Origin of the sequence: Spartinivicinus ruber (assembly GCF_011009015.1) — a bacterium.
Taxonomy (GTDB): Bacteria; Pseudomonadota; Gammaproteobacteria; order Pseudomonadales; family Zooshikellaceae; genus Spartinivicinus; species Spartinivicinus ruber.
The window spans coordinates 5,345,518-5,371,732 of record NZ_CP048878.1 but is presented as its reverse complement, the minus strand read 5'-3'; the positions used below and the strand labels follow the sequence as shown (position 1 = coordinate 5,371,732).

Genomic DNA, 26,215 nt, shown 5'->3' with positions numbered 1-26,215 from the left:
TACTCGATTTGACTATAGTTCTTGTTGATTACTTATTTATCAAGGAATAAAACCAGATATTTAATATAGGTACCACGGAAGGAATATTAAGATGGAAAGCAAACTATTAAATCAAATTAATGTAGAGAAGTTGCCTGAATCATTACAAGATCTTGTTGACTGTATAGGGGTAACTGCTGCATATCAGCTATCACTTCATTTTGGTGGGCAGCCTTTATATGTACCAAAGAACCCGGAACGATCTGTATTACTCAAACGAGTGGGTTATGAGGCACTCAATAAGTTATCGTATAGGTTTGCAGGTGCCACCATTGAAATTCCCAAGCATGATCATTTTGATAGGCAACTTAGAGATTTGGCTATTATAGAAGAAAGCTTGCGTGGGGCTTCTCGAAAAGAGCTTGCTCAAAAATATGGTTTATGTCTAAGGCATATTGGTAATATAAGAAAAGGTGCGGTTTGAACAAAAATTGAAAGCTGATTTTTCTGTAATTATGTACTTTGATTTTTTACATGAAATTTTTATTAATTGTCTTGACAGCAGAAAAGGATCTTTGTACTGAGATGGATCAGATGATTGTATGATGTTATGGCTAGAACCAGTGCTATCTATTATTGATTTAACCTTGTATTAAGTGTATACATGGCCTGTGTTTGATAGGAATTTGACCAATAAAAAAATATATAAGAGATGGACTAATACAACGGGTTTGTGAGAAGTATGCTAATTCAAGCTTTAACTTGTGGGTTACCCCTTACTCTGAAAATGATTGACTTATAAAATTTTATGACGTGTGTTTGATAAACGAAAGTTTGTTTATCAAAATGAGCAAAACAAGCTACACAAACCAATAATTTAAAAACTAAAATAATTGAGATAGTAGGTGAAAATGGTGTCAGACAAACTAACCGTGTTTGTATCAATTAAAGTAAGTGACGATGCCAGGCAGCAGGTTCGAGAGGAATTACTTTCTCTTATTAAGCCTACGTTAGCTGAGCCAGGGTGTATTAGCTTTCAAATGCATGAGAGTTATAATGATAATCCTCATTTTATTTTTTATGAGGAGTGGGAAAGTAAAGAGGCTTTGCAGGGACATCTTGGTTCACCTCATATAAAAAAATATAGAAATAAAACCAAAAACCAAATTTTACACACTGATATTCAGGTGATGAAAAAATGTAGTGGATGATAGAAAGGATTTTTTAATGGTTGCTTATCCTTGATACTTGCAGAGATAAACAACCAGTGATTGTATATACTAAAACATACTAGCCTGAATATTAAACCAGGTTACAGAAAATCTCCAGGTGGCCTGATGAAATAATACATTAAATACGTTTAGGTGAATGGCCAGTTTGTTTTAATAACTCAATAATGCCTTCTTCTCCAATGTAATGGGCTGCGCCAACCACTACAAAAAAAGTGCCTTCTTTACTTAACATATCTTCTATTGACTTGGCCATTTTTATATTACGTTCTATTAGTAGTTTATCCATTACTGGCTTGAATTGTGGGTACTTATTAATTTGGTCATTGTACATAAAATTGAAAAGCACTTCGTCATTACCTTGTTTCCAGGCATCAATCATTTGACTAAATTGAGTTTTGGCATTGGTGAGGCTTTCTAAGGTAACTTTGATAAACAGGTCTGGCTCTGGTAAATCAGAAAATATTGAAAGTTGCTCTCCAAACGATTCAAGCTCGATTATTTTTTTGTTATTTGTTGCTTGCTTTATAAAGTGTAAATCTAGCCCTTTATCCGGGAAATAGCCTAGCTTCATAAGTTGAGCAGTAGTGAGGTTTAACATCACAAAGCCAGGCCGCATTTTCTTTAATGTTAAAATTGGCACGCCTAAATTTTTAGCATAGTCAGCTAGCGCTTGATACGTTTGGGGGCTTAGATTATCCTGAAGTGTTTCCTGGGCTGGATAATGACCATATTGTTTAACTAGTGTAATTAATTCATTTTGGCTAATTGCTTCTGGATTTACTTCAACAACTAAGGTATCAGCATTTGCAAATGCCTTTTTGATTTCAGGTCTTAAAGGGTAAATAGCCTGATTGGCAAGATGAATTGAGCCAAATAGGTAAACTTTTGCTTTATTATTTTCAACAGACCAGAAAAATACTTTGTCGTTGGCGCTAAGAGCTGGCAAGCTAAACAGCATTAGTAGCCAGGAGAAGCTGAAAATAATTTGTTTAATTAGTTTTATCATGGAATAAACTGACCATTGTGGTTGATCCAAAAACAAGCACATAACTATATTATATACCTGTTGTGACTTTTCATTACCGATTGGCTACCTTTGGGGAGGATTTATTATATTTGATGGGCAATGAGGCCAGCCATATCCCCAACGCCAAGGTAGCCTGGTACATGGCCCACCGCCTGTTCTAACTGCATGGTACATAAGATCTGCGATAAGTGGATAACCTGCTTGATGTACGCATTGCTTTAATGTGTAATCTGCTTGAAGTCGTTGCTTGGCTGTTCCGCCTTGCCAGTACACTTTATCATGTAAAATACAACAGTTTTCCCAAGGTGGACTGTGTTCAAATAGGTTCCATAAGGCTGACATACCCCCACTGCAGCCATCAGTCGTAAAGTTTGAAATAGTAACATTTGGATTGTTAATGAGCTTAAGCAAGCGCTGGTAGTTATCAGCTAGACTGGGGCTGGAAAAAAATAAGCTAAATAATAAAATCGCAATAGACTGTTTGCTAAGCCATCGGCAGTTGTTGCCGTATTTTAGTGGTTTTGATAATCGTTTAAGTCCGACGATAAGCATGGAAAACCTCTAACTCCCATGGCCGCATTGCTATTACCAGACAGGTGCCTTCCCGTTTAGCTAGTGGATATTTTAAATCTTCGTGATGTAAGGTAGTAAACTCATTAGCAATTTGGCTTAATTTTTTTTGTAAGATTGAAATTGAGCCTTGGCTTAGCATGCCGTTAACAGACAGTAGTAATTCATTAGGGTTATCGAATTGGTCATTGAAAAAGTCGCTTTTCACATGCTTAAGAAAAAATTGTTTAATAGGACCATTTTCTAACCAAGAGAAATTACTATCAACTAGGAGTTTTATTTTATTTTTAGGTAAAAGATCGATGATGCCTAGCTTATCCAGCTTTGCTAGCAGGCGAATGAGCTCTGCTTCAGTATATTGGTATTCTGTTAGAATATTCTCAAACCGCCAGTGGTTTAACACGCAGATAGCGACTAGTAACAACTTAATATCTGACACTAACTCAGCTTCTTGCTCTGTTGTTAGTGCCTCCGGTGCTTGCTTAAGCTGTTTCATCTCACTGACCAGATCAGTGATTTCCATATTCATCATCTGGCATATAGACTCTAACCGATCCAGTGAAAACTGCTTACTGGCAAACAGCCGTTTAACGCTAGCTTCAGATAACTTAAGGTACTCCGCAACATCCGCATAGGTTAGGCCATGGGCTTTTAAGGTTTTTTTCAGAGTTGCAATAATTTCATTAATTTGAGACATCTTGGCCTTGCCTTATGCCTGATCTAAAGTATCAAAATATAATACTTTAGAATAAGAGGCAACTGTAGGCTAAATTCTAATGAATGGTAATTTGCTTTATATAAAGTTGACCACCTAGTTGCTTGATTTGTCTGACAATCCAAGACTGTTTTCGTCTGAGGTAGTGGTTAGGATGGGTCACTTTTAAGCGGTGAGGGGCGGGCAAGACGGCAGCCATCAATGCTGCTTGCTGCCTGCTTACCTGGCTGGCTGGTTGGTTAAAGAACGCATGGCTGGCTGCTTCGACGCCAAAGGTACAGGAGTCAAACTGTATAGTGTTTAAATACACTTCAAGGATGCGCTGCTTAGGCCAGGTTAATTCAATAATTGCAGTGAGATAAACTTCTAAACCCTTGCGTAGCATGCTGCGCTCTGGCCAAAGAAATAAGTTTTTCGCCAGCTGTTGGCTAATGGTGCTGCCCCCACGCAGTCGATTATTGGTTAAGCCATCTTTGAGTGCTTGTTGGATAGCGCTAAAGTCAAAACCGATGTGCTCTGCAAAACGCTGGTCTTCAGCTGCTATCACTGCTAAGGCTAATTCTGGTGAAATATTCTGCCAGCTCTGCCACTGGTGGGAAATCTGCTGACAAGCTTGGCCTGGCAAGTTAAACCCTAATTTGCGTTGTACCATGTAAGCAGTTGTTGGTGGATCGAACCAGCGAAGCATGGCGGTTAAGCTGAAGCTAACACCAATTAAAAAAACTGTTATTTTTAAGCAGGCTCGCCTAACTTTTGCTGTTGCTTGCGATAACCAGGATGTTTTTTTACTTGATGGCTTTTTTCTCGCCACTTATTACTCCACAACTTAATATACTTATCCACGAGAGAGGCTAACGGTGTTTGTTCATAATCAATAGAAGGTTACAAGATAACTGTCTGGTTTGCAGATGCGTAATTATACGATACTTATTGAAGAAGCGGTAAAAGCGTGTAAGAAAATAAAATAAACAGTCTAACGAAATATGTGGCATATTAAAAATATTCATTAATTATATTTATGAAGCTTGTTATCCATTATTAAACTACTGAATTTTACCCCTTTGCGTTACCATCGGAGCTACTTAAACTTTTTGGACTTATGAGGTTAACTAAATGAGTGGTAGCAGTGCTGTACCCCATGTGGTGATAGTGGGAGGTGGTGCCGGTGGCATGGTATTGGCGACACGGTTGGGGAAAAAACTGGGTAAAAAGCAATTAGCCAAGGTGACATTGGTGGACCAGGCAGAAACTCACTTATGGAAGCCCTTGCTGCATGAAGTTGCAGCTGGCTCAATCGACTACACGGCAAATGAAGTAAACTATAAGGCGCATGCCAAGCGAAATCACTATATGTTTGTTCAGGGTAAATTAACTGAGATAGATCGTAAAAATAAGCAACTTACCATTGCGCCATTGCTTGATTCTGATGAGGAGGAAATTTTTCCTGCAAGAGAGTTAAGTTATGACTATTTAATTATAGCCATTGGCAGTAACAGCAATAACTTTGGGGTTGAAGGGGTTGCTGAAAACTGCAAAACCTTGGATAACTACTCTCAAGCTAAGCAATTTCATCATCGTTTTCTTAAACAATATAACCAAGTAGAGCAACGCCCAGAAAAACCTCTGAAGATTGTTATTGTGGGGGCAGGTGCAACTGGTGTTGAGCTTGCGGCAGAGTTGCGTCATGCCGCTTATGAGCTGGCCCATTATGGTAATCAGCAAGTGCCTGTTGACCAAGTGAAAATAACAATTATTGAAGGTGCCCCGAGAATACTGCCAGCACTGCCTGAGCGAATCAGTAATGCAGCTGAACGAGAACTAACCAAGCTTGCGATAAATATTGTGGCTGGTGAGTCAGTGGTTAAAGTAACAAGTCAAGGTGTGGCTTTAGGCAATGGTAACCTTGTAGAGGGTGAATTATTGATTTGGGCGGCTGGTGTGAAAGCGCCAGATGTATTAACCACCCTTGATGGTTTGGAGGTAAATCGGCTGAACCAGTTGCAAGTACTGCCAAATTTACAAACCAAGCAAGACCCTAACATTTTTGCTCTGGGGGATTGTGCCGAGTGTATTCTACAGGAAGGTGATCGCCCATTATCCCCAAGGGCGCAAGTTGCTTATCAACAGGCGGTGTATTTATCGAAAGCAATTGCTCATTTGATTACAAAGCCTGCTAATGAAACCAAACAATATCCTAATTTTAGTTTTCATGATCATGGCTCGCTGGTGTCGTTTAGTCGCTATGGGGCAGTAGGCCAGCTGATGGGAGGATTGTTAAAAGGTTCATTGATGTTAGAAGGTATACTGGCTCGTTGGTCATACCAAATGCTTTATCGGATGCATCAAAGCAGTCTGCATGGTTATTTTTTAACAGTACTTTATTGGTTAAGTGATAAGCTGAACAAAGTACTAAGACCGAGATTAAAACTGCATTGAGGACTTAAAAACAGTTGGTGTGAGTTTGTTGCCTCGTTAACGAGGCAACAATAGTTTCAGTCGGGTGGCTTAATGAAGTGCCGAATATGGGTTTTCTGCCAATAAATAAGCAATCATTGACTGTTTGTTTTCTTTGTCATTGAGCCACTCTCTAATACGTTTTAGCTCTTCATAATCATTGTCGCCAAACGTATTTTTGTATTGGTCCGTAAAGTTGCGCTGAGCATTTTTTTCACGAATTTTACGCTGCCAAGGTTCAGTAAAAATTTGATTAAGTTTTCGAGCTAAACCTTCTTTTTTCAATAATGTCCACTCACCTTTATCAAGCCAAATCCCATTCCACCTTTATCAAGCCAAATCCCATTCACTTCAGGACTTAAATCGACTTGGTGAGAGTTATCAGCCGATATCCGGTATTTGAGCATAATTCTGCCTGTTTCTGGGCATAGCAGTGCTTGTTTACTGTCATCAACTTCAATTTGTTCATGGATCTGACGATCAGATGGCTCTTCAGTGGGTGTTTTTTCAAGCCAGCAAAGGTAATCCTCCAAATATACCCAATGGCCTTGACATTCGCTGCATTCAAGGCAGGGGAAAGCGGGCTCTAGTTTTATAGGGGTAAGAAAGCCTTGTTTGCATTTTGTACATTTCATCTGAAGTGTGTACTCCCCTTTGTAGTTTCTACATCATTATTGTGTAACGCGAGACATATTATGTCGAATAAAGTAAAATCGCAAGCTAAATGAGACTTGCTCTGCCTAGCACAGGTTTATTTTTGCAGAATAAGTAGGCGATTGTGGGGTAAAGTTATGACTTAAGTGGTTTAGCTCCAGGCCCAAGAGGTTGTCCATAGCTAAATTCTACATAATTACCATTTGGATCAACGACGCCACAATAATAGCCAACAGGATAGGGTTCTTCTTTTGGTGGCCAGATAAGACAGTTGTCTTGTTTGGCTCTGTCAGCCACTTCATCGACTTGCTTGCGGCTTGCGACAGCAAAGCCCAAATGTCCATAACCTTGATCACTACTTTGGCGGAAAGGCCCGCCAGACATTAATACAAAAATCATTTCAGCCTCTCGGCCAGATTCTGCTAACCAGACAATTGTGTCGTGTTCATTTTTTCGTTGATGAATGACCCGCATGTTACAGTAAGACTGATAAAACGCTATGCATTCTTCAAGGTTTTGAACATGTAAGGCAATATGAGTCAAACTTGGCGATTTAAGGTGAGTATTCATTGGATAGTCTCTTTATTAAGGGTGTAATTAAATTGTTAAAACGCCCTTAGTTAAAACTATACAACAATAATCACATGGAGGCTGTTGATCGGGAAATAAATGCTTTTAAACATTACACTGTTTTATGTAGGATCAATTAGCCTTGTTTGTTTGCCAAAATATTCACACATAAGTTTAGAATTGTAGTGTTTTGGTAATAAACTAAAGTAGTTGGTGCTTGATTACTTTGTTTTTCTAAATATCTTTCCTTGATATAAATCAATTTCCTTTCCTACTAATTCAGTACTCTTAGTTTTTTTGTTAACTTATTGAGTTATGTCACAAAACGTACTGCTAAGTGCTGTGCTATGAGTGTAGTCATTAAGGAATAAACTGTGGGGATAAGATGTTTTTCGAGGTGGTATTTGATTGTGCTTGGTTTGTTTTTGTCAAATTCAAATCACGCAAATGAAACTGAAAATATAATCACGTTATTGAATAGTAAACAATCATCTCCCGAGCTATTAAAACAAGCGATTAAACAAGGAAAAGAACGGGCAATATTATGTGGCTATTGCCATGGTAAGGATGGCAATAGTGTAAAAGGTTATATTCCTAATTTAGCAGGACAGCACCCAGAGTATTTGGTTACTCAGTTTGAAGCATTCAGTCAGGGTGATCGTTATAACTATGTTATGGCTAAGCTAGCGAAAAATCTGACGGTTGAAGAACGGGTTAATTTGGCCCTTTATTACTCCAGTTTGCCGGTTGAAGCTTCGGCTAATAGTAACAACGATATTTTTCAGCAAGAAGGTAAACAGTTGTTTAATAGCCGCTGTGCTGCCTGCCATGGCTCAAGGGGACTGGGTAAAGATAACTCGCCACGATTAGCGGGCCAGCCAGAACAATTTATTGTTAACAGTCTTAACACCTTCAAAAAGGGAGGACGACAGTTGCCTGGCTCCCCTATGCCAGGGATTGCGGCAGGGTTAACAAAACAGGAGATAGCCGCTGTAGCAGTCTACATAACTAGTATGTAGACTGGGCGAGCTGTGCTAGGGTTGCATAGGTAACCTTGAGGGTTTCTTATGCAGCAATTAAGTAGGCAAAAAAAGATAATTGACAGGGTAAAAGTCACATTTCCTAAACAACTTTGTTTAGGAATTAGCTGTTGGTTACTGTTATTGGTAGGAGTTGAGCAAGCAGCTGCTAATAATGAAAGGCTATGCAAACTTTACACTGAAAAGTCACAAACCGGCTTAATTTATTTTAATAGTGTTATGCGTGATTTTGTAGGTGATAAGCTGGTTAGCTACAGCGCTTTAATTGAAGACCTGCAAGGAAAAGACCAATATTGCCCTTTAAGTTCTGAAGAACTGCAGAAGCTGAATAGTAATATCTGTAAAGTGGGTGAATACCTTTATCTTTCTCATCGTGAAGACCTTGGCCAGCAGTTCCGTTTTTTTGAAAATGAAGGCCACTTCCATAAAATACCAGTAACAGTTTGGCTTGATGATATAGCAACAGGTTACTGTGTATATCCTTATAAAACTGTTTACTATATTACCTCGTTAATTAATCCTCAGTACCAGCAAGCTCAACAACACTTGGCTCTTTATCAACCACAAGATCAACAACAGACTAAAACAAGAGACTTAGATGTAAGTCAGCTCACTTTCGAGCCAGAGCCAGTTTCTCACTTTCCTGAAATAATAACAAAAGCTTACCAGAAGATTCTAATAACGGTTAAACAAGCTTTTCCTGATGTAAAATTAATTAGTTTCGCGGATAAAGCTGGGGAAGAGGAAACTAATTAAATGATGCTAATTTTATCTACGCTTTAAAGAAAATCTGCTTTTTATAGAAAATCAGCATAATTGCCCATATTGCAAGCACATGAAAACAGGCAAACAGCAGTGAGCCATTCCAGTGACCAGCCAGGGGAACAAAAACCGTTTGATAAAAATTTTGATAACCATCATAGGTTATTTGACTCTCGTCGTCTTTTATTTGAATAACAAAGAGTAAAACTCGAGCCCATAAATCTGCGAGTATATAAGAAAGCAGAGGGTTTGCACCAAACACTAGGAGAGGTCTGACTGGTTTTAGCCAGGCTTTTATATCTACTGCTATGATAAAGAGTGCAAGAATAATTTGTGCGATCCCAGCTGTGAATAATACATAGGAGCTTGTCCATAAATACTTATTAATAGGAAAGTAATTATCCCAGATATAGCCCAATAGAGTAAGTAGTGCGCCATAGCTAAATAAATAATAACAGTTTTGTATTTTGGTTGTTTGTTTTGCATTGATAAAGTAAACGGTCAAATAGCCTATTAGGCAAGTGGCGATTGCAGGTAAGGTACTTAAGATACCTTCTGGGTCAAATGGGAATCCATTAATCTGCCACATATGATTGGCACCTAATAACCATAAATCAACTTCGCGGACAATGTTTCCTTCCATAGTATAAGGTTGTTCACTTCCAAAACTCCACAGGATTAACCAATAACTTAATAAAATAAATAGACTGGTAATAATAAGTTGTTTGGGTTTTAACCATTGTATTAGCAATGCACTAAAGCAGTAAGCCAACGCAATTCTTTGTAGTACTCCCATAATTCGTAAATTTTCTATGTCTTTATTGAAATAAGGGAAACCATGTAACAATAACCCAATACCACATATGACGGCTGTTCGTTTGAGGATTTTATAATAAATAACTTGTCGGTTGTTGTTACCCTTTTTAAGAGAGTAGTAAATGGAAATTCCCACAATAAATAAAAAGCAAGGAAACACTAAATCAGTTGGTGTGCAGCCATGCCAATCGGCGTGCTTTAGTGGTTGATATACATAAGACCAGCTTCCTGGTGTATTAACTAAAATCATAAATGCAATAGTAATGCCGCGAAAAGCATCAATAGCGTGCCAGCGTTGCGAGTTATTATTTCCCATGGTTTACCATCCCTGAGATTTTAAAATAAGACTAGTTTAAATAGAAAGAAACTGCTTACGGAAGGCTATAAAGGAAAATAGGTTTCAAAAAGGTATGGTTAAGGGGGGTGAGTGGCAGTATGGTGCCACTCACTAGGCGCAGGCTCTACACTTTAAAATCAGTATTTAGTTTTTTCTTAACTGGAACCATTTTCAAGCGAGCATATACAGGCATACCATCTTTGTAAGGTGGGTAATCTTCTCCTTGAATTAATGGCTCTAGATAATCTCTAGCTGCTTGGGTAATGCCAAAACCATCTTCGCTGATAAAATCGGTTGGCATTAACTTTTCCTGGTTAGCCACTTCACTTAAGCAAGATTCTCCAATGGACCACTGATAGGGTGTTTGGCTATCGCGTTGAATGATGGGCATTACAGCATTTTTACCATTGGCTGCAAATTCAACGGCTGCTTTACCGACAGCGTATGCTTGCTCAACATCTACTTTTGAAGCAATATGCCGTGCAGCACGTTGCAAATAGTCTGAAACGGCATAGTGGTACTTATACCCTAGGTTATCTTTAATTAATTTGGTTAATACGGGTGCAATTCCCCCCAGCTGCTGGTGACCAAAAGCATCTACGACGGTCGTTGAAGCTGAAATTAATGAGCCATCAGCGTGACTGGTACCTTCAGAAGCAACAATAACACAGTAGCCGTGCTGTTTAACTGCTTCATCTACTTTGGCAAGAAACTTGGTTTCATCAAAAGCCGTTTCAGGGAATAAGATTAGATGAGGTGGGTCACCGGCTTTTTCAGCAGCCAAACCACCTGCTGCTGCAATCCAGCCAGCATGGCGTCCCATCACCTCAAGAATAAACACTTTGGTTGAAGACTTGCACATAGATTGGATGTCTAATGCAGCTTCTTTGGTTGAAATAGCGACGTACTTGGCAACTGAGCCAAAACCAGGGCAAGTGTCAGTGAAGGGTAGGTCGTTGTCGATGGTTTTAGGAATACCAATACAGGTAATGGGGTAACCCATTTTTTCACTGATTTGAGATACTTTATATGCTGTATCTTGAGAATCTCCACCACCGTTGTAAAAAAAGTAACCAATATTGTGAGCCTGGAAAACTTCAATCAATCGCTCATATTCAGCACGGTTGGTTTCTAAGTCTTTCAACTTATAACGACATGAGCCAAATGCGCCGCCAGGAGTATGTTTTAAAGCAGCGATAGTAGCAGGGTCTTCGGCGTTGGTGTCTATCAGGTCTTCAGTTAGCGCACCAATAATGCCATTATGGCCAGCATATACATTATTGATTAAATCAGGATAACGGCGAGCTGTTTCAATCACACCGCAAGCAGTAGCGTTGATAACAGAGGTTACACCACCAGACTGGGCGTAAAAGGCATTTTTTTTTGCCATTTAATTAAAACTCCGGTTTTGAGTTCTTGTCACCGCATCTAAAACTGTATAACGTTTTTATTATATTTGAAGAAAGTAACGTTTTAAGCTCCCAAGTGTTCTAGGCTGCGGTTGTTTAATTTATTACAGTGCAGTCACTTCTCAAATGAGTCGGTGTCCACAAAGGGGCGAATGATAAAGCAATTTGAACTATTTTTCATGGTTGAAATTTGCTCAATTAGGTCTGGTTGACAAGTTTTGTTTAATTGCATTTTGGTTACTATGATTAGGTCCCTTTATTTATAGGATTTAGCATAAGATTTATACTTAGCTGAATACTCCTCCCTCACATGTTGTCTAACACGGCAAGATAGCTACAGGTGATGAAATTTTTATGCATATACATATTTTAGGTATTTGTGGAACATTTATGGGTAGCTTGGCCCTGTTAGCAAAAGAGCTAGGCTACCAGGTAACCGGCTCCGATACTCATGTGTACCCTCCTATGAGCACTCAGTTGGCAGAGCAAGGCATAATAGTAGAAGAAGGCTACTTGCCAGATCACTTAATCCCTGCGCCAGACTTAGTAGTGATCGGTAATGCAATGTCTCGTGGCAACCCAGCAGTGGAGTATGTGTTAGCGAGTGGTTTGCCTTATATTTCTGGTCCTGCCTGGTTGGCTCAACATTTGTTAAAAGACCGTTGGGTATTAGCAGTCTCTGGCACTCATGGTAAAACTACGACTTCCAGTATGCTTGCCTGGATTTTAGAGTGCGCAGGAATGTCACCAGGTTTTTTAATTGGTGGGGTTCCAAAGAACTTTGGTTATTCTGCGCGCTTAGGTGACACTTCATTTTTTGTGGTAGAAGCAGATGAATATGACAGTGCTTTTTTTGATAAGCGCTCCAAGTTTGTTCACTACCAGCCAAGAACCCTGATCATTAACAATTTGGAATATGATCATGCAGACATTTTCCCTGATTTGGCCGCAATTCAAACTCAGTTTCATCACTTGATTAGGACAGTACCGAGCAATGGTTTGATCATTTACCCTGAGGGTGAACGAGCTATTGACCAGGTTATCGAAAAGGGCTGCTGGACTCCTACTCAAACCCTTGGAATGACAGAAGGGGTAACAGGTAACTGGCAAGCTCAGCTGGTGAAGCCCGATGCCAGCTGCTTTAAAGTGCTTCTTGATGGCAAGCAAGTGGGCTCTGTTAGCTGGTCATTAACGGGTAAGCATAATATGGCGAACGGTTTAGCCGCTATTGCGGCTGCTCGGCATGTGGGTGTGTTGCCTGAAGTAGCAAGTGAAGCACTTTCGCAGTTTGAGGGTATTAAGCGGCGCCTGGAGCTAATTGCTGAGGTTAATGGTGTACAACTCTATGATGATTTTGCTCACCATCCAACAGCCATTGCCACTACTTTAGAAGGTTTAAGGGCGAGTGTAGGAGAGGAAAAAATTATTGCTGTTATAGAGCCTCGTTCTAACACCATGAAAATGGGAGTACATAAAGAACAGTTAGTACAATCAACCCAAACGGCCGATTTGGTGTATTGGTATCAACCGCCAGACATGGATTGGCTTAATGGAATGGTAGATAAAGCGAATGGTCATGGTGTTTGTTGTGATCAAGTGGCTGATATTATTAAGCAAGTGAAAGCACAGGTACAGCCAGGTAGTCACGTGGTTATTATGAGTAATGGAGGCTTTCAAGGCATTCATCAGCAAATGGCTAAGGCATTGGCAGAATGACAGAAAACAGCAGTAAAGCGTTTAAGCAAACTGTTACCTTAGCTATGACTGGAGCATCTGGTGCTCAATATAGCTTGCGGTTGCTTGAAATATTGGTACAGCAACAGGTTCAGGTGTACTTTATGATTTCCAAAGCCGCGCAAGTTGTTGTTGCAACTGAAACAGACTGGCAGTTACCAGGTAAGCCGGCCCAGCTCGTTAATTACTTTCAACAGCGCTTTCAAGCTAAAGAAGGGCAGATAAAAGTATTTGGTAGAGAGCAGTGGATGGCACCAGTGGCTTCTGGCTCTGGTGCACCGAGTCAAATGGTAGTTTGCCCGTGTAGCACAGGTACTTTGTCAGCTATAGCAACAGGAGCCAGTAATAACTTAATCGAACGTGCTGCAGATGTTGCACTGAAAGAGCGACGACAGCTCATTTTAGTGCCAAGAGAAACTCCTTACTCGGCGATTCACCTGGAGCATATGCTCAAGCTGGCAAATTTAGGCGTTACCATATTGCCTGCTAGCCCTGGCTTTTATCAAAAACCCCAGTCAGTTGCTGACATGGTGGACTTCATTGTAGCGCGGATTTTAAATCACTTAGGTATTGAACATCAGTTGTTTCCTCAATGGGGCACCCCAGCACCAGTTAGTGATGAATAAAGCCATTTAGCTATGAAAAGTTGGCATGAATTATCACTTGAGAATAAACCATTTGCACTGAGGTCTTAGTAGGTAGAGATTTTGAAAATTGAGCAGGGAGGGTACCTAATGGCTGCTATTCCAGTTTTTCCTCTCAATACAGTGTTATTTCCTAAGTGCAAATTACCATTGCAAATATTTGAACCCCGCTATCTTCATATGTTGTCACAGAGCCTAAAAGCAGGCAGTGGCTTTGTTATCGCCTTAGTGAAATCTGCTAGCCCAACAGCGGCTATGCCAACGGTTTATTGTGTTGGTACACTGGCTCAAATCATTGACTTTGGTCAGTTACCCAATGGATTATTGGGAGTGACTGTAATGGGGTATGATAAAGTGGTCATTGGCCAGAGCTGGTTAGCAGATAATGGACTGATGATGGCTGAAGTATCCTCGTTACCTATTGAGCAGCCAATATCACTACCCAAAAAATATCAGTGTTTGGCTGAAGTATTGGGTGCACTACTAGCGCACCCTGTGGTAGCTGATTTAGAACTATCCTGTAACTTGGGCAATGGTTTGATTGTTGGTTGGCAATTGGCAAATTATTTACCATTTACTTTGCAGCAAAAACAGTTGCTGCTTGAGTTAAACAATCCATTATTACGACTGGCACAAATTAGTCATTTGCTCGATGACATGGCCCAAGCTGCTGTATAGATTTACTTAAGTAGATAAAGCTGTTGTGCTTCAGGGAAAGTAAATACGACATAAGCAGCACTTATTAGTAAAACACCTGCTAATAACACATAGAGCCCAAAATTGGTGTGGAGACTGCTCTTGTCATAAGGCGTATAGAAAAAACGAGCCAAAGCAGTAATGATGATACTGATAACTAATCCTGCAATAATATCCGTAAACCAGTGGCTCCCTAAATATACTCGGCTGAAGCCTACTAAACAGCCCGGCATTATCCCAATAAAATAAATCCACCAGCGTTTTTTTATGGGTTGTTCTGTAGCAATCAAACAGCTGATAGTTAAAGCTAAAGTAGAGAGTAAGGTAGTATGACCACTAGGAAAAGAATAGGGACTAGGAAGCTCCATTAGTACATCAGGTCGAGGCCAGGCTAGGGATACTTTAATAGTCCATGTAATCAACTGAGCAGCTATTACACTGCCTCCTACATAAATTGCCGTTGCTCGATATTGACTAAACCACAGCCAGCACACTGCAAATATTGTCAGAAATAAAATATTTTGAGTATCGCCCAGTAAGGTAATGCTAATCACTGCATTATCTATTAGTGGCTGGTGTAGGTTAATAAAGTAGTTAAGTAAGGCTTGATTTGTATCATCCCAACAGTATTGTTTAATGCTGGCTAACAGTATAATAAAGACTATCGTACAAACTATGCAGGCTAGTAAGTCAGCCAGAGGAAAACTATAGTTCACTTGTTGTCTTGGAGAGCAAAACCTTTGCCACCAGGATTTTTGGGCAAAATAGCCAGCAAACCACTGATAGCCACGTTGCTCTGCTGTTAATTGGTGAGTGCTTTGACTGACTAGCCAGCAGATAATGCCAATACCCACTACAACAAGAGCGAGTCCCAGGTAAAATGATTGAGGTAACTCAAAAGAGGCCTGTAATAATAGCCCAGAAATATAGCCTGGTAGTAAATAAGCAGGAGCCCAGGCAACTGCTGAACAAATATTGATTAGCAAAAAGCGCCCGATAGGCATATTCAAAATGCCGGCAACCAATGGAATCACTGGTCTGATAGGGCCGACAAAGCGACCAATGGCAATACTTTTACCTCCATGTTTGTTGAAAAAAGCTTCGCCTCGTTCAATAAACGCTGGATAACGATTGAATGGCCAGCGCTGTTTGATTTGTTCGTGATAATGGTAACCAGCTAAAAAGCTGATACCATCGCCTAGCACGGCACCAATAAATCCACAACTAAGCACTAACCAGATATTCATTTCCAGCTTGCCAGCTAAGGCTGCCACACCATATAGCAAGGCAACTCCAGGTATAACAATGCCAACAATTGCGAGGGATTCAAAAAAAGCAAACAAAATAATAGCAACAGCAAGCCACTGTTGGTTGGCGCTTAACCAGTCAAGTAAAGGTTGAATGGCAGTTAGGTCCATAAAGTATCCGGGCTATCAAAAGGAGGCGCTATTTTACCGAAAAAGTAAGTATTAATGATAGCGAGCTGTAGGTAGTGATCACTGTTGATGTTTTTTTATACTTTTGTCGAAATTTAAATTTTTTGATCGTCAAAACTAGTTAGAGATGTTAAAACATATAAGGCTGGTTTAGTATTTTTTAGGATATTAAATCACAATATTTTGATAGACATAGGCCCTTATTCAAATACAAGTAGTGCTGTTTTACTACTTAGTCTTATGTGTATAAATGAATTTAGGAAGCTAAAAAAATAATAATATGGAGGGAATCCATGAAGAAAAAACTACTCCCTGTTTTATTAGGGGTTGTTGGAGTTTCTGGAGGAGTACAGGCCAACGATTGGTTGCTTCAGGACTCTGATGAAGGTTGGTCTTGTGAATATCGTGCAAATAATACCCCGTGGAGTTTAATGCGCTGTGTAACGGCTAATGGCGTTATGCAACATTTAAAAGCATTACAGGCAATTGCTGATGCCAATAATGGTACTCGGGTTGCTGGTTCTAATGGTTATACCCAGTCCGTACAGTATATCGCCTATAAAATGTCAGCTGCTGGTTATCGAGTAGAATTGAATCCTTTTTCTTTTCGCCAGTTTAAAAAGCTAGGTCCTGCCACTTTAAAGCAGACATCTCCAAGAAATGATGTCTATGAAGAAGATACGGACTACCGAGTAATGTCCCATAGTGAGGGAGGGGATATTACTGCGCTAACTTCTGCGGTGGATCTTGATTTAGGTCCAGATAATAAATCCACCAGCGGCTGTGAAGCAGAAGATTTTGATGGGTTTCCTGCTGGGCATATTGCCATTATCCAACGAGGTAGTTGTTCTTTTCGCCAGAAAGCAGAAAATGCTGCAAACGCTGGGGCTGTAGGTGCAATTATTTTTAACCAAGGTAATACTGATGACCGCAAAGGTTTGATGAGCGGTACCTTGTCTGCTGACTATAGTGGTGGAATTCCGGTGTTTTTTGCCACCTATGATAATGGAGTAAGTTGGGCTGATACTGCCAATCTGAAGCTGAATATGGCAGTAAAAGTCGACCGCACAGAAACTACAGCCTATAACGTCATTGCTGAAAGTCGGCTGGGCAACCCCAATAACGTAGTAATGATCGGTGCTCATTTAGATTCAGTTGATGATGGTCCAGGTATTAATGACAATGGATCAGGCAGTGCAGCTATTTTAGAGGTAGCACTGAAAATGAAGCGGGTAATGCCTAAAAATAAATTGCGCTTTGCTTGGTGGGGTGCAGAGGAGTTTGGGCTAATTGGCTCTACCAAATATGTTGAGTCTTTATCTGACACTGAAAAGGATAAAATTGCCCTGTATCTTAACTTCGATATGGTGGGGTCTCCTAACTATAAACTAGGTGTTTATGATGGTGATGGCTCGGAGTTTGGTTTAGAAGGTCCGAAAGGGTCTGACGCAATAGAAGCTCTATTTAATATGTACTTCAACATGCGTGGCACTAAAAGCACTCCATCTGAAATCAGCTTCCGCTCTGACTATGCGGCTTTCTTCAATGCAGGCATTCCCTTTGGTGGACTTTTTACTGGAGCTGAAGGAATCAAAACCGAAGAGCAGGCCAAACTATATGGCGGTGTAGCTGGCGAGCCATTTGACCCTTGCTATCATGCAGCTTGCGATACCATTGATAATATCAGTAAAGCAGCTTTAGAAATTAATGCCGATGCTGTTGGTTTGTCTACTCTGTGGTATGCGTTTTCAACAGAGTCGGTTAATGGTGGTGAAGGCGATTCTGAGGAACAGCCAAATCGGGCACGTCGTCGGTCGATAGTGGATGAAGAAGATAAGCCTAAGCTTGAGCCAGAGCGTTTAGGTCATCATTGGCTGAAATAAAATCTTCAACCAAAGTTACATTAGCTATGCAAACCGGGTTATGCCCGGTTTGTGCGTTTATAGCAAGTGAGTATAGAAAAGGAGTGAAACAATCTCAGTTGAATTTTAATCATATAGTTATATAAAGGCACTAAAAAATTAAAAAGCATAGTGGGTAGCTTATGCTTCATTTCTCTCGCGCTATAGTAATCACCTTTACTTTGGTTATTGGCTGGGCGCTATCTTTTTCAAGTTATGCCTTTCGCTGCAAAACTAAGCTGGTAATCGAGGGCTATACGACTGGCCAAGTTATCAACCGCTGTGGAAATCCTGCTGTTCGGGAAGAAATTGTTGTTGAGTATATTCGCCACTATCATGATGGCTTTGAAGCATCTCACTATATAACAAAAGAGTTCTGGGTTTATGGGGGGAGTTCTAGCCGGTTTATTCGTATTTTAACCTTTGTAGATAATGAGTTGGTGAAGATCGAGACCGGTGGTTACGGTGGGCATATTGCTAAACGGGTAGACTGTACTGCGCCTAGAGGGAATATTGAGCAGGGCGCTAATATAGCGCTGGTCACTTATTTATGTGGCGAACCTAATCAGGCCAGACTGGTAGGGCGGATCAAAGGGCGCTACCTCTATCGTGGTTACAATTTTGCTAATCAGATCATTGAGGAGTGGGATTACTTTCAAAATGGCATGAACCGTAAGCACATTTATCGGTTTAGGGATGGGATTTTAGAAAGTATTCGAGAAGAGGAAATGTACTAGTTTAGCGATGCTTCCTGGTAGCAGGACTAATGCTAAGCTTAACTGTAGGTACTTACAATGAGGTGTTATAACGCCACTTGCTAACTAATCCTAACAAATTATGTGCAGAAGGCTGGAAGCTGGCTATAATCGTGCGCTTGAACTTAAACCATAACAACTTTAGGATAGCTGTATGGATGTGAAAGCGTATATGGCAGATGTAGGCCAACGAGCTCGCCAGGCTTCAAAAATAATTGCCAAAGCCCCCACACAGCAAAAAAACACTGCATTAAACTTTATTGCGGAAGCACTCAGTGCTTCTTGTGCGTCGCTACTCGCTGCTAACCAACAGGATCTTGCCCAAGGCCAGCAAAAAGGTCTGGATGCAGCTTTGCTTGATCGTCTTGAGTTAACTCCTGCCCGAATTGATGCAATGGTTGATGGTTTAAAGCAGGTGGCAAGCTTGCCTGATCCAGTTGGCGAAATCGCTTATCTAAAATATTTGCCCAGTGGCATTCAAGTGGGCAAAATGCGCGTTCCGCTTGGCGTTATCGGCATTATTTATGAGTCACGTCCTAATGTAACCATTGACGCAGCAAGTTTATGTCTCAAGTCAGGTAATGCCACAATTTTGAGAGGGGGCTCTGAAGCGTTTTACTCCAATCAAGCCATTGCTCAGTGCATTCAGCAAGGTCTCCAGCAGGCAGAGTTACCTGCTGATAGCGTTCAGGTAGTTGAAACCGTTGATCGGACTGCAGTGGGTGAAATGATCACTATGCCTGAATATGTTGATGTGATTGTCCCACGTGGTGGTAAAGGATTAATTGAGCGAATTAGTAATGATGCATCTGTACCAGTCATTAAGCACCTGGATGGCGTGTGTCATGTTTATATTGATAGTGAAGCAGATACAGAAAAGGCCATTTCAATTGCATTTAATGCCAAAACTCGCCGTTATGGGGTTTGTAATGCAATGGAGACTTTGTTAATTAATGAGCAGAGAGCAGCTGACATATTGCCCAACTTAGCTGATTTGTATATTGCTAAAGGGGTGGAGTTAAGAGGCTGTGAGCGTAGTCAGGCAGTAGTCTCTGGCATGAAGCCTGCGTGCGAAGAAGACTGGTACACCGAATACCTGGCACCAATCTTATCAGTAAAAGTGGTTGCTGATATGGCTGAGGCAGTTGAGCATATCAATCATTATGGCTCCCATCATACGGATGCTATCGTGACAGAAAATTACACTAAAGCCAGGGCTTTTTTGACTGAAGTTGATTCCAGCTCAGTCATGGTAAATGCTTCGACAGGTTTTGCCGATGGCTTTGAGTATGGCCTTGGTGCTGAAATTGGTATTTCAACTGATAAGATTCATGCGAGAGGGCCTGTAGGTCTTGAGGGCCTGACTTCGCAAAAATATGTGGTATTGGGGAATGGGCACATTCGCCAGTAGCACTTGCCGGTATTACCGGCGTTTTTGTTTGGTAAAGAGAGAGGACTAACAAAACCTATATGTATTCTGAACAACTTAAGCAGCTTGTTGTTGAGACCCTTGAAGATATGAAAGGGAACGACATAACCTGCCTCGATGTGAAAGGTATGACCAGCGTCACCGATCATATGATCATTGTCAGTGGAACTTCCAACCGCCATATTAAATCCCTTGCTGACTCAATTATTGAAAAAGCCAAAGAGAATGGTGTCCGTCCATTAGGGGTTGAAGGGCAAGACTCTGCTGAGTGGGTGCTGGTAGATTTGGGGGATGTTGTAACACATATTATGCTACCTGCTACTCGTCAGTTTTATGACTTGGAGCGGCTGTGGGAAACCTCTAGCGCTAGCTTAGAACACCAGCACTAGAATAAAATAAGGTTTTCCAATATGCGAGTTCGCTTAATTGCTGTGGGCACGAAAATGCCCTCATGGGTTGATGCTGGCTATAATGAATATGCCAAGCGATTGCCATCAGACTGTAAGCTGGAGTGCTGTGAAATCTCTTTAGGTAAACGCACCAAAGGCAGCGACCTAAAGCGAGCTCAAAAAAAAGAGGGGGAACAGATGCTCTCAGCTATTGCCTCAAATGATAAGGTAATAGCCCTGGATCTTACTGGGAAGCCCTGGTCGACAGAACAGCTAGCCGATCAGTTATCCGGTTGGCGGCTTGAGGGTCGTAACATTGCTTTGTTGGTGGGTGGGCCAGAGGGTCTCTCGCCAGAGTGTTTGGCGAAAGCCGAGCAAAAGTGGTGCCTTTCTCCCCTAACGCTTCCTCACCCGCTTGTTCGGGTATTGGTTGCTGAACAGTTATACCGTGCTTGGAGCATTCTCCAAAATCACCCTTATCACCGTTAAGCTAAGAAGTATTAGTGATTAGCAATGTACGACCGGGATACTCTGAAGGACCATAGGCGAGAAGTTAAAATCTTTAAAAATCGGATTATTCTTGCTGCATTTTGCCTGGTATTGCTAACTGGCTTATTAATATCACGATTATTTTTTCTACAAGTTATTCAATTTGAAGAGCTGTCAACTAAGTCAGATGAGAACCGAATTCACCTTAAGCCAATTCCCCCTACCCGTGGGTTGATCTACGACACTCACGGTCTATTGCTAGCTGATAATAAACCGAGCTTTAACTTGTCTTTAATAAAAGAACGCATCAAAGATCTAGATGACACAGTAAAAGAGCTAGTCAAACTCATAGATATTTCAGAAGAAGAAGTTAAAGGGTTTTATAAGCGACTACATAAAAGACGAGCACCATATGAGCCAGTGCCTTTGAAGCACGATTTAACAGAAGAAGAAATTGCCATTATTTCAGTTAATGAGCAACGTTTTTCTGGGGTAGAGATAGAAGCTCAGCTGGTGCGCTATTACCCGCAAACAGAGCCTTTTGCTCATGTGGTTGGCTATGTAGGTAAAATTAACGAACGAGAGTTAAAGAAGCTTGATCCGCAACAGTATAGCGGGATGCGTTCTATTGGAAAAATAGGTATTGAGCGCTTTTACGAAGAAGACTTACTGGGGCAAGTAGGATACCAGGAAGTGGAAACTAATGCGCGAGGGAGAGTATTAAGGGTTTTAAATCAGCAAGACCCCAAACCAGGAGTGAATTTAACCCTTTATCTGGATAGCTATTTACAACAAATTTGTTATGAAGCACTTGCTGGTAAGAAGGGGGCTATAGTGGCTATTGAGCCCAAAACAGGCGGGATTTTAGCTATGGTTAGTCAGCCTTCTTATGACCCTAATTTATTTGTTTCTGGTATTCCTTACAATACTTATAGTGCTTTAAGAGACCATCCTGATCGTCCTCTGTATAACCGTGCTTCATTAGGAGAATATCCACCAGCATCTACAATAAAGCCGATGCTGGCATTAGCTGCTTTAGACCTCGGGGTGAGAGAACCTAGCTATAAAATTTTTGACCCTGGTTATTATAAGTTACCCAATAAGCCCCGCTTGTACCGAAATTGGAAGCGGGGTGGTCATGGTTGGGTGAATCTGGAGCGAGCAGTTTATGTTTCCAATGACACCTATTTTTATGATTTAGCCTTAAATATGGGTATTGATGATTTACATGATTACTTAACTAAATTTGGCTTGGGACAGCGAACAGCAATGGATGTTGCAGAGCAAAGGCCAGGGTTAATTCCATCTCGAGAGTGGAAGCAAGGAGTTAAAGGTGTGCCTTGGTTTCCAGGGGAAACCCTGATCAGTGGTATCGGTCAAGGTTATATGTTAGCCACTCCATTACAATTGGCAACTGCAACAGCAGTGGTAGCTAATAAAGGTAAGTGGATTCAGCCCAGGTTACTGAAGTCAGCCTCTGGAGAAATAAAGCGAGAGCTACCTACGGCACCAGAATCAATTAAAGTGTCTAACCCAGCTTATTGGGACTTTGTTAATGAGTCCATGCGCAAAGTTGTGCATGACCCTCGTGGAACTGCCAATTATCGGATAGGTAAAGATTTACAGTACACCATGGCAGGAAAAACAGGGACAGCACAAGTGGTCGGAATTAAACAAAATGAACGTTATGATGCGAAAAAGCTGAAAAAAATCCATCATGATCATGGTTTATTTATAGCGTTTGCCCCCATTGAAAACCCTCAAATTGCAATTGCTGTTGTTGTGGAAAATGGTGGTGGTGGTAGTTCCGCTGCTGCACCTGTCGCCCGTCAAGTATTAGATGCTTATTTATTGCCCAAACTGGCTGAGCAGCGCCTGGCAGCGAGTAAACCGGAATGAGTCCAGAGTATGTAAGACAGTTGTCAGTTACCCAAGGGCAACTAAGTAAACCGCCAGGCTTTTGGTTTAAGCTGCATATTGACCCTATTTTACTCGGGGCTTTGTTGTTACTAACGGCTGGTGGTTTATTTATTTTATTTAGTGCCAGTGGTCAAAGTGACTCTATTATGACCAGGCAATCGATTTATCTGGCCATTGGCTTTGTTGTGATGGCTTTATTTGCTCAAATACCTCCTCGAATTTTTTGTCGTTGGGCCCCTTGGGTATACCTTATTGGGTTAGGATTGCTTGTCGCTGTATTGCTATTTGGTACTGGAGCTAAAGGTGCACAGCGCTGGATTACTGTGCCTGGCATGGCTAGTGTGAGATTCCAGCCTTCAGAAATTATGAAGTTAGTAATGCCTGTAGTGGTTGCCTGGTTTTTAGCCAAACAAGCAGTACCCCCTCCTTTCAAAGCCATTATTGGGACTCTTTTACTAGTAGCTATCCCTGTTGGTTTAATAGCTAAACAGCCTGATCTAGGTACCTCATTGTTAGTGGCTGCCGCTGGTTTTTTTGTGTTATTACTGGCAGGGTTACGCTGGCGCTTTATTTTTGGTGCTGTTCTACTCGCAATTCCAGCTGCTTATGTCATGTGGCACTACGTGATGCGTTCTTATCAAAAGCAGCGTGTCCTGACATTTCTAAACCCTGAAAGTGATCCGTGGGGAGCAGGCTGGAATATTATTCAGTCAAAAGTAGCGATAGGTTCAGGTGGAATAAATGGCAAGGGTTGGTTGCTTGGGACTCAATCGCACTTGGATTTCTTGCCTGAAAGCCATACAGACTTCATTATTGCAGTATTAGCAGAAGAGTTTGGGCTTATTGGTGTACTGCTTCTGTTGGCTATTTATGCAGTTATTATTGCGCGTGGTCTTATTGTTTCTGCTAAAGCACAAACCTTGTTTGGTAAGTTGCTTGCTGGCAGTATAACTCTCACTTTTTTTGTATATATTTTCGTAAATATTGGGATGGTTAGCGGATTATTACCCGTGGTCGGTGTACCATTACCTTTAGTAAGTCGGGGGGGGACTTCAATAGTTACGCTGATGGCTGGGTTTGGTATTTTAATGTCGATTCATACACATCGAACACTATTAGGCCGAACAACATAATGCACAAAATATAACAATAATGTATCGCGTCCTCTAAACTAGAAGACAATTCATATACTGGCTTATGCTATTTACATTGGCAGCATAAAAAGTGAGAATTGTTGTTTAAAAATAAGACAGCCGAGCTTTTTGTTATTTCCGTTGTCATATAGGAAAGTATTTTCAATTGAGTTAAGTGGTATGGTTTTGTTAAAAAAAGCAACACTGGTAGTTACGCTACCTCTATTATCATTGGGGTTTACGGTTAAGCCTGCAATGTCAACCACTTTTGATAAGCAAGTGGTTGAACACTTCGTTGCCGAAATGGAAGCAAAACACCAGTTTGATAGAAAAGCCCTGGCAGCTTTATTTACCAAAGTAGAGAGAAAACAGTCGATACTTGATGCCATGAGTAGGCCTGCAGAAAAAACCAAAACCTGGGGCGAGTATCGAGAGATTTTTTTAACCAATAAGCGAATTAAAAGTGGTGTAGATTTTTGGCAACAAAACCTGCAAGCGCTAACAAGAGCAGAGAAAGAATACGGTATTCCTGCTGAGATTATTGTTGCTATTATTGGCGTAGAAACTTTTTATGGAAGGCAATCAGGCCGCTTTCGGGTTATGGATGCCTTATCAACACTAGGATTTGAACACCCTAAGCGTGGCCCCTTTTTTCGTAATGAGCTTATTAGCTTTTTGCTCATGAGTAGAGAACAAAATATTGATCCTTTAGCACTCAAAGGCTCTTATGCTGGGGCAATGGGTTATCCGCAGTTTATTCCCAGTAGCTTCAGAAGGTTTGCCATTGACTTTAACAATGATAACAAAGTAGATATTTGGAATAACTCGACTGACGCAATTGGTAGTGTTGCTAATTACTTTAAGTCTCATGGTTGGCAGACAGGTAAGCCTGTATTAGCTACGGCAAAAGTGTCGGGGAAAGATTATCGACAAGCGTTACAACAAAAATTAGAACCGCAAAAAACAATAAGTCAGATTAAGTCTCTGGGATGGGAGTTTTCTGCACCTGTTGTGAATAATACAAAAGCAAGAGCAATAGAGTTAACGGGAAAACAAGGGGTTGAGCATTGGGTAACATTGCCAAACTTCTACGTTATCACTCGTTATAATCACAGCACACTCTATGCAATGGCTGTTTACCAATTAGGGCAGGCAATTAAAACTAAGCGATTAGCGTTAAATCAGTCAAACTCTAAAGGGTGAGTTATACTTATTACCATTAGTGTTTTATTGGTAGCTGACTCTAAGTAAGGTAAATGGCGGCATGTTTAATTTGAAAAAAAACTCTTGGTTTTTTTCGATATTGAGTATTTTTGTGTTATGGCTGGCAGGCTGTACCTTTAATCCTTCTATTGAAAAAGATGGGGCTCCTAAAGGCGAATTTGATGCTGCGATGGTGCCTGATGCAGTCCCTCGTCCTCATAATGGAAAAACCAAGAGTCGCCCATACAAAGTACTTGGCGTTACTTATCAGCCTTTAAAATCTGCTACAGGTTATAGTGCTAAAGGTGTTGCATCTTGGTATGGCACAAAATTTCATGGTAAAAAAACCGCCTTAGGTGAAACATACAATATGTATGGTATGTCTGCTGCCCATCGTACTTTGCCACTGCCTTCTTATGCGAAAGTGACTAACCTGAAAAATGGTAAGTCAGTTGTCGTAAGAGTGAATGATCGAGGGCCATTTGTTAAGGATCGCTTAATTGACCTTTCTTATGCTGCAGCCAAAAAACTGGGTTATCAGGCTAATGGTACTGCCAAGGTAAAAGTTGAGGGTATTGTACCGCCACAATATCAGGCGAAAAAAACCACTCACACAGCACCAACAGAAAAGTTGTTAAGTGACTTTGATAAAAATAAACGAATGTACTTGCAAGTGGCCGCTTTTAGTAAGTTAGAATCAGCACAAGAGTTGAAACTGCGGTTACAAGCTTTGACTAAATTGCCGGTGACGGTGCTATATGCCCCATCTGCTACCAACCCTTTGCATAAAGTGCGAATTGGCCCTATTGCAGATGGTGATCAACTTGAGCGATTAAGGCTGATCGTTGCTAATGCTAACTTGGGAAAACCCCATGTAGTGCTCGAATAGATTTTAATTTGTATGCTATCACTAAGGACGAT

General features: G+C 40.9%; 27 protein-coding genes. 17 read left to right on the top strand and 10 right to left on the bottom strand.

The window, feature by feature from the left end:
* Nucleotides 1-91 precede the first annotated feature (91 nt).
* Together G4Y78_RS24380 and G4Y78_RS24375 are read left to right on the top strand one after the other, a co-directional pair.
* The gene (locus G4Y78_RS24380; RefSeq protein WP_163835480.1) at nt 92-463 is read left to right on the top strand and encodes a Mor transcription activator family protein; all 372 of its coding nucleotides are present in this window, start codon (nt 92-94) and stop codon (nt 461-463) included.
* Nucleotides 464-890: 427 nt separating this feature from the next.
* Entirely contained in the window at nt 891-1,190 is a 300-nt protein-coding gene (locus G4Y78_RS24375; RefSeq protein WP_163835479.1) for a putative quinol monooxygenase, read from the top strand.
* Between the two features lie 139 nt (nt 1,191-1,329).
* Here G4Y78_RS24375 and G4Y78_RS24370 read toward each other — a convergent pair whose 3' ends face one another.
* From G4Y78_RS24370 to mtgA, 4 genes are all read right to left on the bottom strand, one after another.
* Nucleotides 1,330-2,217, bottom strand: a complete 888-nt coding sequence (locus tag G4Y78_RS24370) for a TraB/GumN family protein (RefSeq protein WP_163835478.1) — start codon at nt 2,215-2,217, stop codon at nt 1,330-1,332.
* A gap of 84 nt (nt 2,218-2,301) precedes the next feature.
* On the bottom strand, nt 2,302-2,790 hold the full coding sequence (locus tag G4Y78_RS24365) for a hypothetical protein (protein WP_222937578.1): 489 nt from the start codon (nt 2,788-2,790) through the stop codon (nt 2,302-2,304).
* Nucleotides 2,771-3,505, bottom strand: coding sequence for a helix-turn-helix domain-containing protein (locus tag G4Y78_RS24360; RefSeq protein ID WP_163835477.1), 735 nt, complete (start codon nt 3,503-3,505; stop codon nt 2,771-2,773). The genes G4Y78_RS24365 and G4Y78_RS24360 overlap by 20 nt, the downstream gene beginning before the upstream one ends.
* 76 nt (nt 3,506-3,581) lie before the next feature.
* Complete coding sequence (gene mtgA / locus G4Y78_RS24355; RefSeq protein ID WP_163835476.1) at nt 3,582-4,334, bottom strand: monofunctional biosynthetic peptidoglycan transglycosylase; 753 nt, start codon at nt 4,332-4,334, stop codon at nt 3,582-3,584.
* A gap of 302 nt (nt 4,335-4,636) precedes the next feature.
* Here mtgA and G4Y78_RS24350 point away from each other — a divergent pair, with 302 nt between their 5' ends.
* Nucleotides 4,637-5,959 (top strand): NAD(P)/FAD-dependent oxidoreductase, encoded by a 1,323-nt coding sequence (locus G4Y78_RS24350; RefSeq protein WP_163835475.1) that lies wholly within the window; start codon nt 4,637-4,639, stop codon nt 5,957-5,959.
* A 69-nt stretch (nt 5,960-6,028) separates the two neighbouring features.
* Here G4Y78_RS24350 and G4Y78_RS30875 read toward each other — a convergent pair whose 3' ends face one another.
* The 3 genes from G4Y78_RS30875 to G4Y78_RS24340 all read right to left on the bottom strand — a co-directional run bounded on the left by G4Y78_RS30875 (nt 6,029) and on the right by G4Y78_RS24340 (nt 7,201).
* Entirely contained in the window at nt 6,029-6,262 is a 234-nt protein-coding gene (locus tag G4Y78_RS30875; protein WP_222937577.1) for a hypothetical protein, read from the bottom strand.
* A complete protein-coding gene (locus G4Y78_RS30870) occupies nt 6,259-6,612 on the bottom strand; it encodes a zf-TFIIB domain-containing protein (protein WP_222937576.1) in 354 nt (117 codons plus the stop codon). The genes G4Y78_RS30875 and G4Y78_RS30870 overlap by 4 nt, the downstream gene beginning before the upstream one ends.
* A 154-nt stretch (nt 6,613-6,766) precedes the next feature.
* Nucleotides 6,767-7,201, bottom strand: coding sequence for a VOC family protein (locus G4Y78_RS24340; protein ID WP_163835474.1), 435 nt, complete (start codon nt 7,199-7,201; stop codon nt 6,767-6,769).
* A gap of 425 nt (nt 7,202-7,626) precedes the next feature.
* On the opposite strand from G4Y78_RS24340, the gene G4Y78_RS24335 reads away from it, so the two are divergent.
* Together G4Y78_RS24335 and G4Y78_RS24330 are read left to right on the top strand one after the other, a co-directional pair.
* Nucleotides 7,627-8,220: a c-type cytochrome gene (locus G4Y78_RS24335; protein ID WP_163835473.1), complete on the top strand. Its 594-nt coding sequence runs from the start codon at nt 7,627-7,629 to the stop codon at nt 8,218-8,220.
* Nucleotides 8,221-8,268: 48 nt separating this feature from the next.
* A complete protein-coding gene (locus G4Y78_RS24330) occupies nt 8,269-8,997 on the top strand; it encodes a hypothetical protein (protein WP_163835472.1) in 729 nt (242 codons plus the stop codon).
* Between the two features lie 16 nt (nt 8,998-9,013).
* Here G4Y78_RS24330 and G4Y78_RS24325 read toward each other — a convergent pair whose 3' ends face one another.
* The gene (locus tag G4Y78_RS24325) at nt 9,014-10,135 is read right to left on the bottom strand and encodes an acyltransferase family protein (RefSeq protein ID WP_163835471.1); all 1,122 of its coding nucleotides are present in this window, start codon (nt 10,133-10,135) and stop codon (nt 9,014-9,016) included.
* 145 nt (nt 10,136-10,280) lie between these two features.
* The gene (locus G4Y78_RS24320) at nt 10,281-11,546 is read right to left on the bottom strand and encodes a 6-phosphofructokinase (protein ID WP_163835470.1); all 1,266 of its coding nucleotides are present in this window, start codon (nt 11,544-11,546) and stop codon (nt 10,281-10,283) included.
* Nucleotides 11,547-11,919: 373 nt separating this feature from the next.
* On the opposite strand from G4Y78_RS24320, the gene mpl reads away from it, so the two are divergent.
* From mpl to G4Y78_RS24305, 3 genes are all read left to right on the top strand, one after another.
* Nucleotides 11,920-13,281: a UDP-N-acetylmuramate:L-alanyl-gamma-D-glutamyl-meso-diaminopimelate ligase gene (mpl, locus tag G4Y78_RS24315; protein ID WP_163835469.1), complete on the top strand. Its 1,362-nt coding sequence runs from the start codon at nt 11,920-11,922 to the stop codon at nt 13,279-13,281.
* On the top strand, nt 13,278-13,925 hold the full coding sequence (locus G4Y78_RS24310) for a flavin prenyltransferase UbiX (RefSeq protein ID WP_163835468.1): 648 nt from the start codon (nt 13,278-13,280) through the stop codon (nt 13,923-13,925). The genes mpl and G4Y78_RS24310 overlap by 4 nt, the downstream gene beginning before the upstream one ends.
* Before the next feature lie 108 nt (nt 13,926-14,033).
* A complete protein-coding gene (locus G4Y78_RS24305) occupies nt 14,034-14,621 on the top strand; it encodes an LON peptidase substrate-binding domain-containing protein (RefSeq protein ID WP_163835467.1) in 588 nt (195 codons plus the stop codon).
* 2 nt (nt 14,622-14,623) lie between these two features.
* On the opposite strand, the gene G4Y78_RS24300 is transcribed toward G4Y78_RS24305, so the two are convergent.
* Nucleotides 14,624-16,057 (bottom strand): bifunctional DedA family/phosphatase PAP2 family protein, encoded by a 1,434-nt coding sequence (locus G4Y78_RS24300; RefSeq protein ID WP_163835466.1) that lies wholly within the window; start codon nt 16,055-16,057, stop codon nt 14,624-14,626.
* 311 nt (nt 16,058-16,368) lie between these two features.
* On the opposite strand from G4Y78_RS24300, the gene G4Y78_RS24295 reads away from it, so the two are divergent.
* The 9 genes from G4Y78_RS24295 to G4Y78_RS24255 all read left to right on the top strand — a co-directional run bounded on the left by G4Y78_RS24295 (nt 16,369) and on the right by G4Y78_RS24255 (nt 26,183).
* A complete protein-coding gene (locus G4Y78_RS24295; RefSeq protein ID WP_163835465.1) occupies nt 16,369-17,958 on the top strand; it encodes a M28 family metallopeptidase in 1,590 nt (529 codons plus the stop codon).
* Nucleotides 17,959-18,119: 161 nt separating this feature from the next.
* On the top strand, nt 18,120-18,713 hold the full coding sequence (locus G4Y78_RS24290; RefSeq protein WP_163835464.1) for a DUF2845 domain-containing protein: 594 nt from the start codon (nt 18,120-18,122) through the stop codon (nt 18,711-18,713).
* A 172-nt stretch (nt 18,714-18,885) separates the two neighbouring features.
* Nucleotides 18,886-20,142, top strand: a complete 1,257-nt coding sequence (locus G4Y78_RS24285; protein ID WP_163835463.1) for a glutamate-5-semialdehyde dehydrogenase — start codon at nt 18,886-18,888, stop codon at nt 20,140-20,142.
* A gap of 59 nt (nt 20,143-20,201) precedes the next feature.
* On the top strand, nt 20,202-20,549 hold the full coding sequence (gene rsfS / locus G4Y78_RS24280) for a ribosome silencing factor (RefSeq protein ID WP_163835462.1): 348 nt from the start codon (nt 20,202-20,204) through the stop codon (nt 20,547-20,549).
* A gap of 21 nt (nt 20,550-20,570) precedes the next feature.
* Nucleotides 20,571-21,038: a 23S rRNA (pseudouridine(1915)-N(3))-methyltransferase RlmH gene (gene rlmH, locus G4Y78_RS24275; RefSeq protein WP_163835461.1), complete on the top strand. Its 468-nt coding sequence runs from the start codon at nt 20,571-20,573 to the stop codon at nt 21,036-21,038.
* A gap of 24 nt (nt 21,039-21,062) precedes the next feature.
* The gene (mrdA, locus tag G4Y78_RS24270) at nt 21,063-22,937 is read left to right on the top strand and encodes a penicillin-binding protein 2 (RefSeq protein WP_163835460.1); all 1,875 of its coding nucleotides are present in this window, start codon (nt 21,063-21,065) and stop codon (nt 22,935-22,937) included.
* Nucleotides 22,934-24,091, top strand: a complete 1,158-nt coding sequence (gene rodA / locus G4Y78_RS24265) for a rod shape-determining protein RodA (protein ID WP_163835459.1) — start codon at nt 22,934-22,936, stop codon at nt 24,089-24,091. The genes mrdA and rodA overlap by 4 nt, the downstream gene beginning before the upstream one ends.
* Nucleotides 24,092-24,271: 180 nt before the next feature.
* Nucleotides 24,272-25,294, top strand: coding sequence for a lytic murein transglycosylase B (gene mltB, locus G4Y78_RS24260; RefSeq protein WP_163835458.1), 1,023 nt, complete (start codon nt 24,272-24,274; stop codon nt 25,292-25,294).
* Between the two features lie 61 nt (nt 25,295-25,355).
* Complete coding sequence (locus tag G4Y78_RS24255; RefSeq protein WP_163835457.1) at nt 25,356-26,183, top strand: septal ring lytic transglycosylase RlpA family protein; 828 nt, start codon at nt 25,356-25,358, stop codon at nt 26,181-26,183.
* The last annotated feature ends 32 nt before the right edge of the window (nt 26,184-26,215 follow it).

Bases quoted from the DNA above. Each gene is read 5' to 3' on its own strand.
- rsfS (WP_163835462.1), top strand. From the start codon at position 20,202: ATGTATTCTGAACAACTTAAGCAGCTTGTTGTTGAGACCCTTGAAGAT.
- G4Y78_RS24290 (WP_163835464.1), top strand. From the start codon at position 18,120: ATGCTTCATTTCTCTCGCGCTATAGTAATCACCTTTACTTTGGTTATT.
- G4Y78_RS24295 (WP_163835465.1), top strand. From the start codon at position 16,369: ATGAAGAAAAAACTACTCCCTGTTTTATTAGGGGTTGTTGGAGTTTCT.
- G4Y78_RS24375 (WP_163835479.1), top strand. From the start codon at position 891: ATGGTGTCAGACAAACTAACCGTGTTTGTATCAATTAAAGTAAGTGAC.
- G4Y78_RS24300 (WP_163835466.1), bottom strand. From the start codon at position 16,057: ATGGACCTAACTGCCATTCAACCTTTACTTGACTGGTTAAGCGCCAAC.
- G4Y78_RS24305 (WP_163835467.1), top strand. From the start codon at position 14,034: ATGGCTGCTATTCCAGTTTTTCCTCTCAATACAGTGTTATTTCCTAAG.
- G4Y78_RS24360 (WP_163835477.1), bottom strand. From the start codon at position 3,505: ATGTCTCAAATTAATGAAATTATTGCAACTCTGAAAAAAACCTTAAAA.
- G4Y78_RS24325 (WP_163835471.1), bottom strand. From the start codon at position 10,135: ATGGGAAATAATAACTCGCAACGCTGGCACGCTATTGATGCTTTTCGC.
- mrdA (WP_163835460.1), top strand. From the start codon at position 21,063: ATGTACGACCGGGATACTCTGAAGGACCATAGGCGAGAAGTTAAAATC.
- G4Y78_RS24350 (WP_163835475.1), top strand. From the start codon at position 4,637: ATGAGTGGTAGCAGTGCTGTACCCCATGTGGTGATAGTGGGAGGTGGT.
- G4Y78_RS24285 (WP_163835463.1), top strand. From the start codon at position 18,886: ATGGATGTGAAAGCGTATATGGCAGATGTAGGCCAACGAGCTCGCCAG.
- G4Y78_RS30870 (WP_222937576.1), bottom strand. From the start codon at position 6,612: ATGAAATGTACAAAATGCAAACAAGGCTTTCTTACCCCTATAAAACTA.
- G4Y78_RS24330 (WP_163835472.1), top strand. From the start codon at position 8,269: ATGCAGCAATTAAGTAGGCAAAAAAAGATAATTGACAGGGTAAAAGTC.
- G4Y78_RS24365 (WP_222937578.1), bottom strand. From the start codon at position 2,790: ATGCTTATCGTCGGACTTAAACGATTATCAAAACCACTAAAATACGGC.
- G4Y78_RS24255 (WP_163835457.1), top strand. From the start codon at position 25,356: ATGTTTAATTTGAAAAAAAACTCTTGGTTTTTTTCGATATTGAGTATT.
- G4Y78_RS24380 (WP_163835480.1), top strand. From the start codon at position 92: ATGGAAAGCAAACTATTAAATCAAATTAATGTAGAGAAGTTGCCTGAA.
- rodA (WP_163835459.1), top strand. From the start codon at position 22,934: ATGAGTCCAGAGTATGTAAGACAGTTGTCAGTTACCCAAGGGCAACTA.
- mltB (WP_163835458.1), top strand. From the start codon at position 24,272: ATGGTTTTGTTAAAAAAAGCAACACTGGTAGTTACGCTACCTCTATTA.
- G4Y78_RS24370 (WP_163835478.1), bottom strand. From the start codon at position 2,217: ATGATAAAACTAATTAAACAAATTATTTTCAGCTTCTCCTGGCTACTA.
- mpl (WP_163835469.1), top strand. From the start codon at position 11,920: ATGCATATACATATTTTAGGTATTTGTGGAACATTTATGGGTAGCTTG.
- G4Y78_RS24340 (WP_163835474.1), bottom strand. From the start codon at position 7,201: ATGAATACTCACCTTAAATCGCCAAGTTTGACTCATATTGCCTTACAT.
- rlmH (WP_163835461.1), top strand. From the start codon at position 20,571: ATGCGAGTTCGCTTAATTGCTGTGGGCACGAAAATGCCCTCATGGGTT.
- G4Y78_RS24320 (WP_163835470.1), bottom strand. From the start codon at position 11,546: ATGGCAAAAAAAAATGCCTTTTACGCCCAGTCTGGTGGTGTAACCTCT.
- G4Y78_RS24310 (WP_163835468.1), top strand. From the start codon at position 13,278: ATGACAGAAAACAGCAGTAAAGCGTTTAAGCAAACTGTTACCTTAGCT.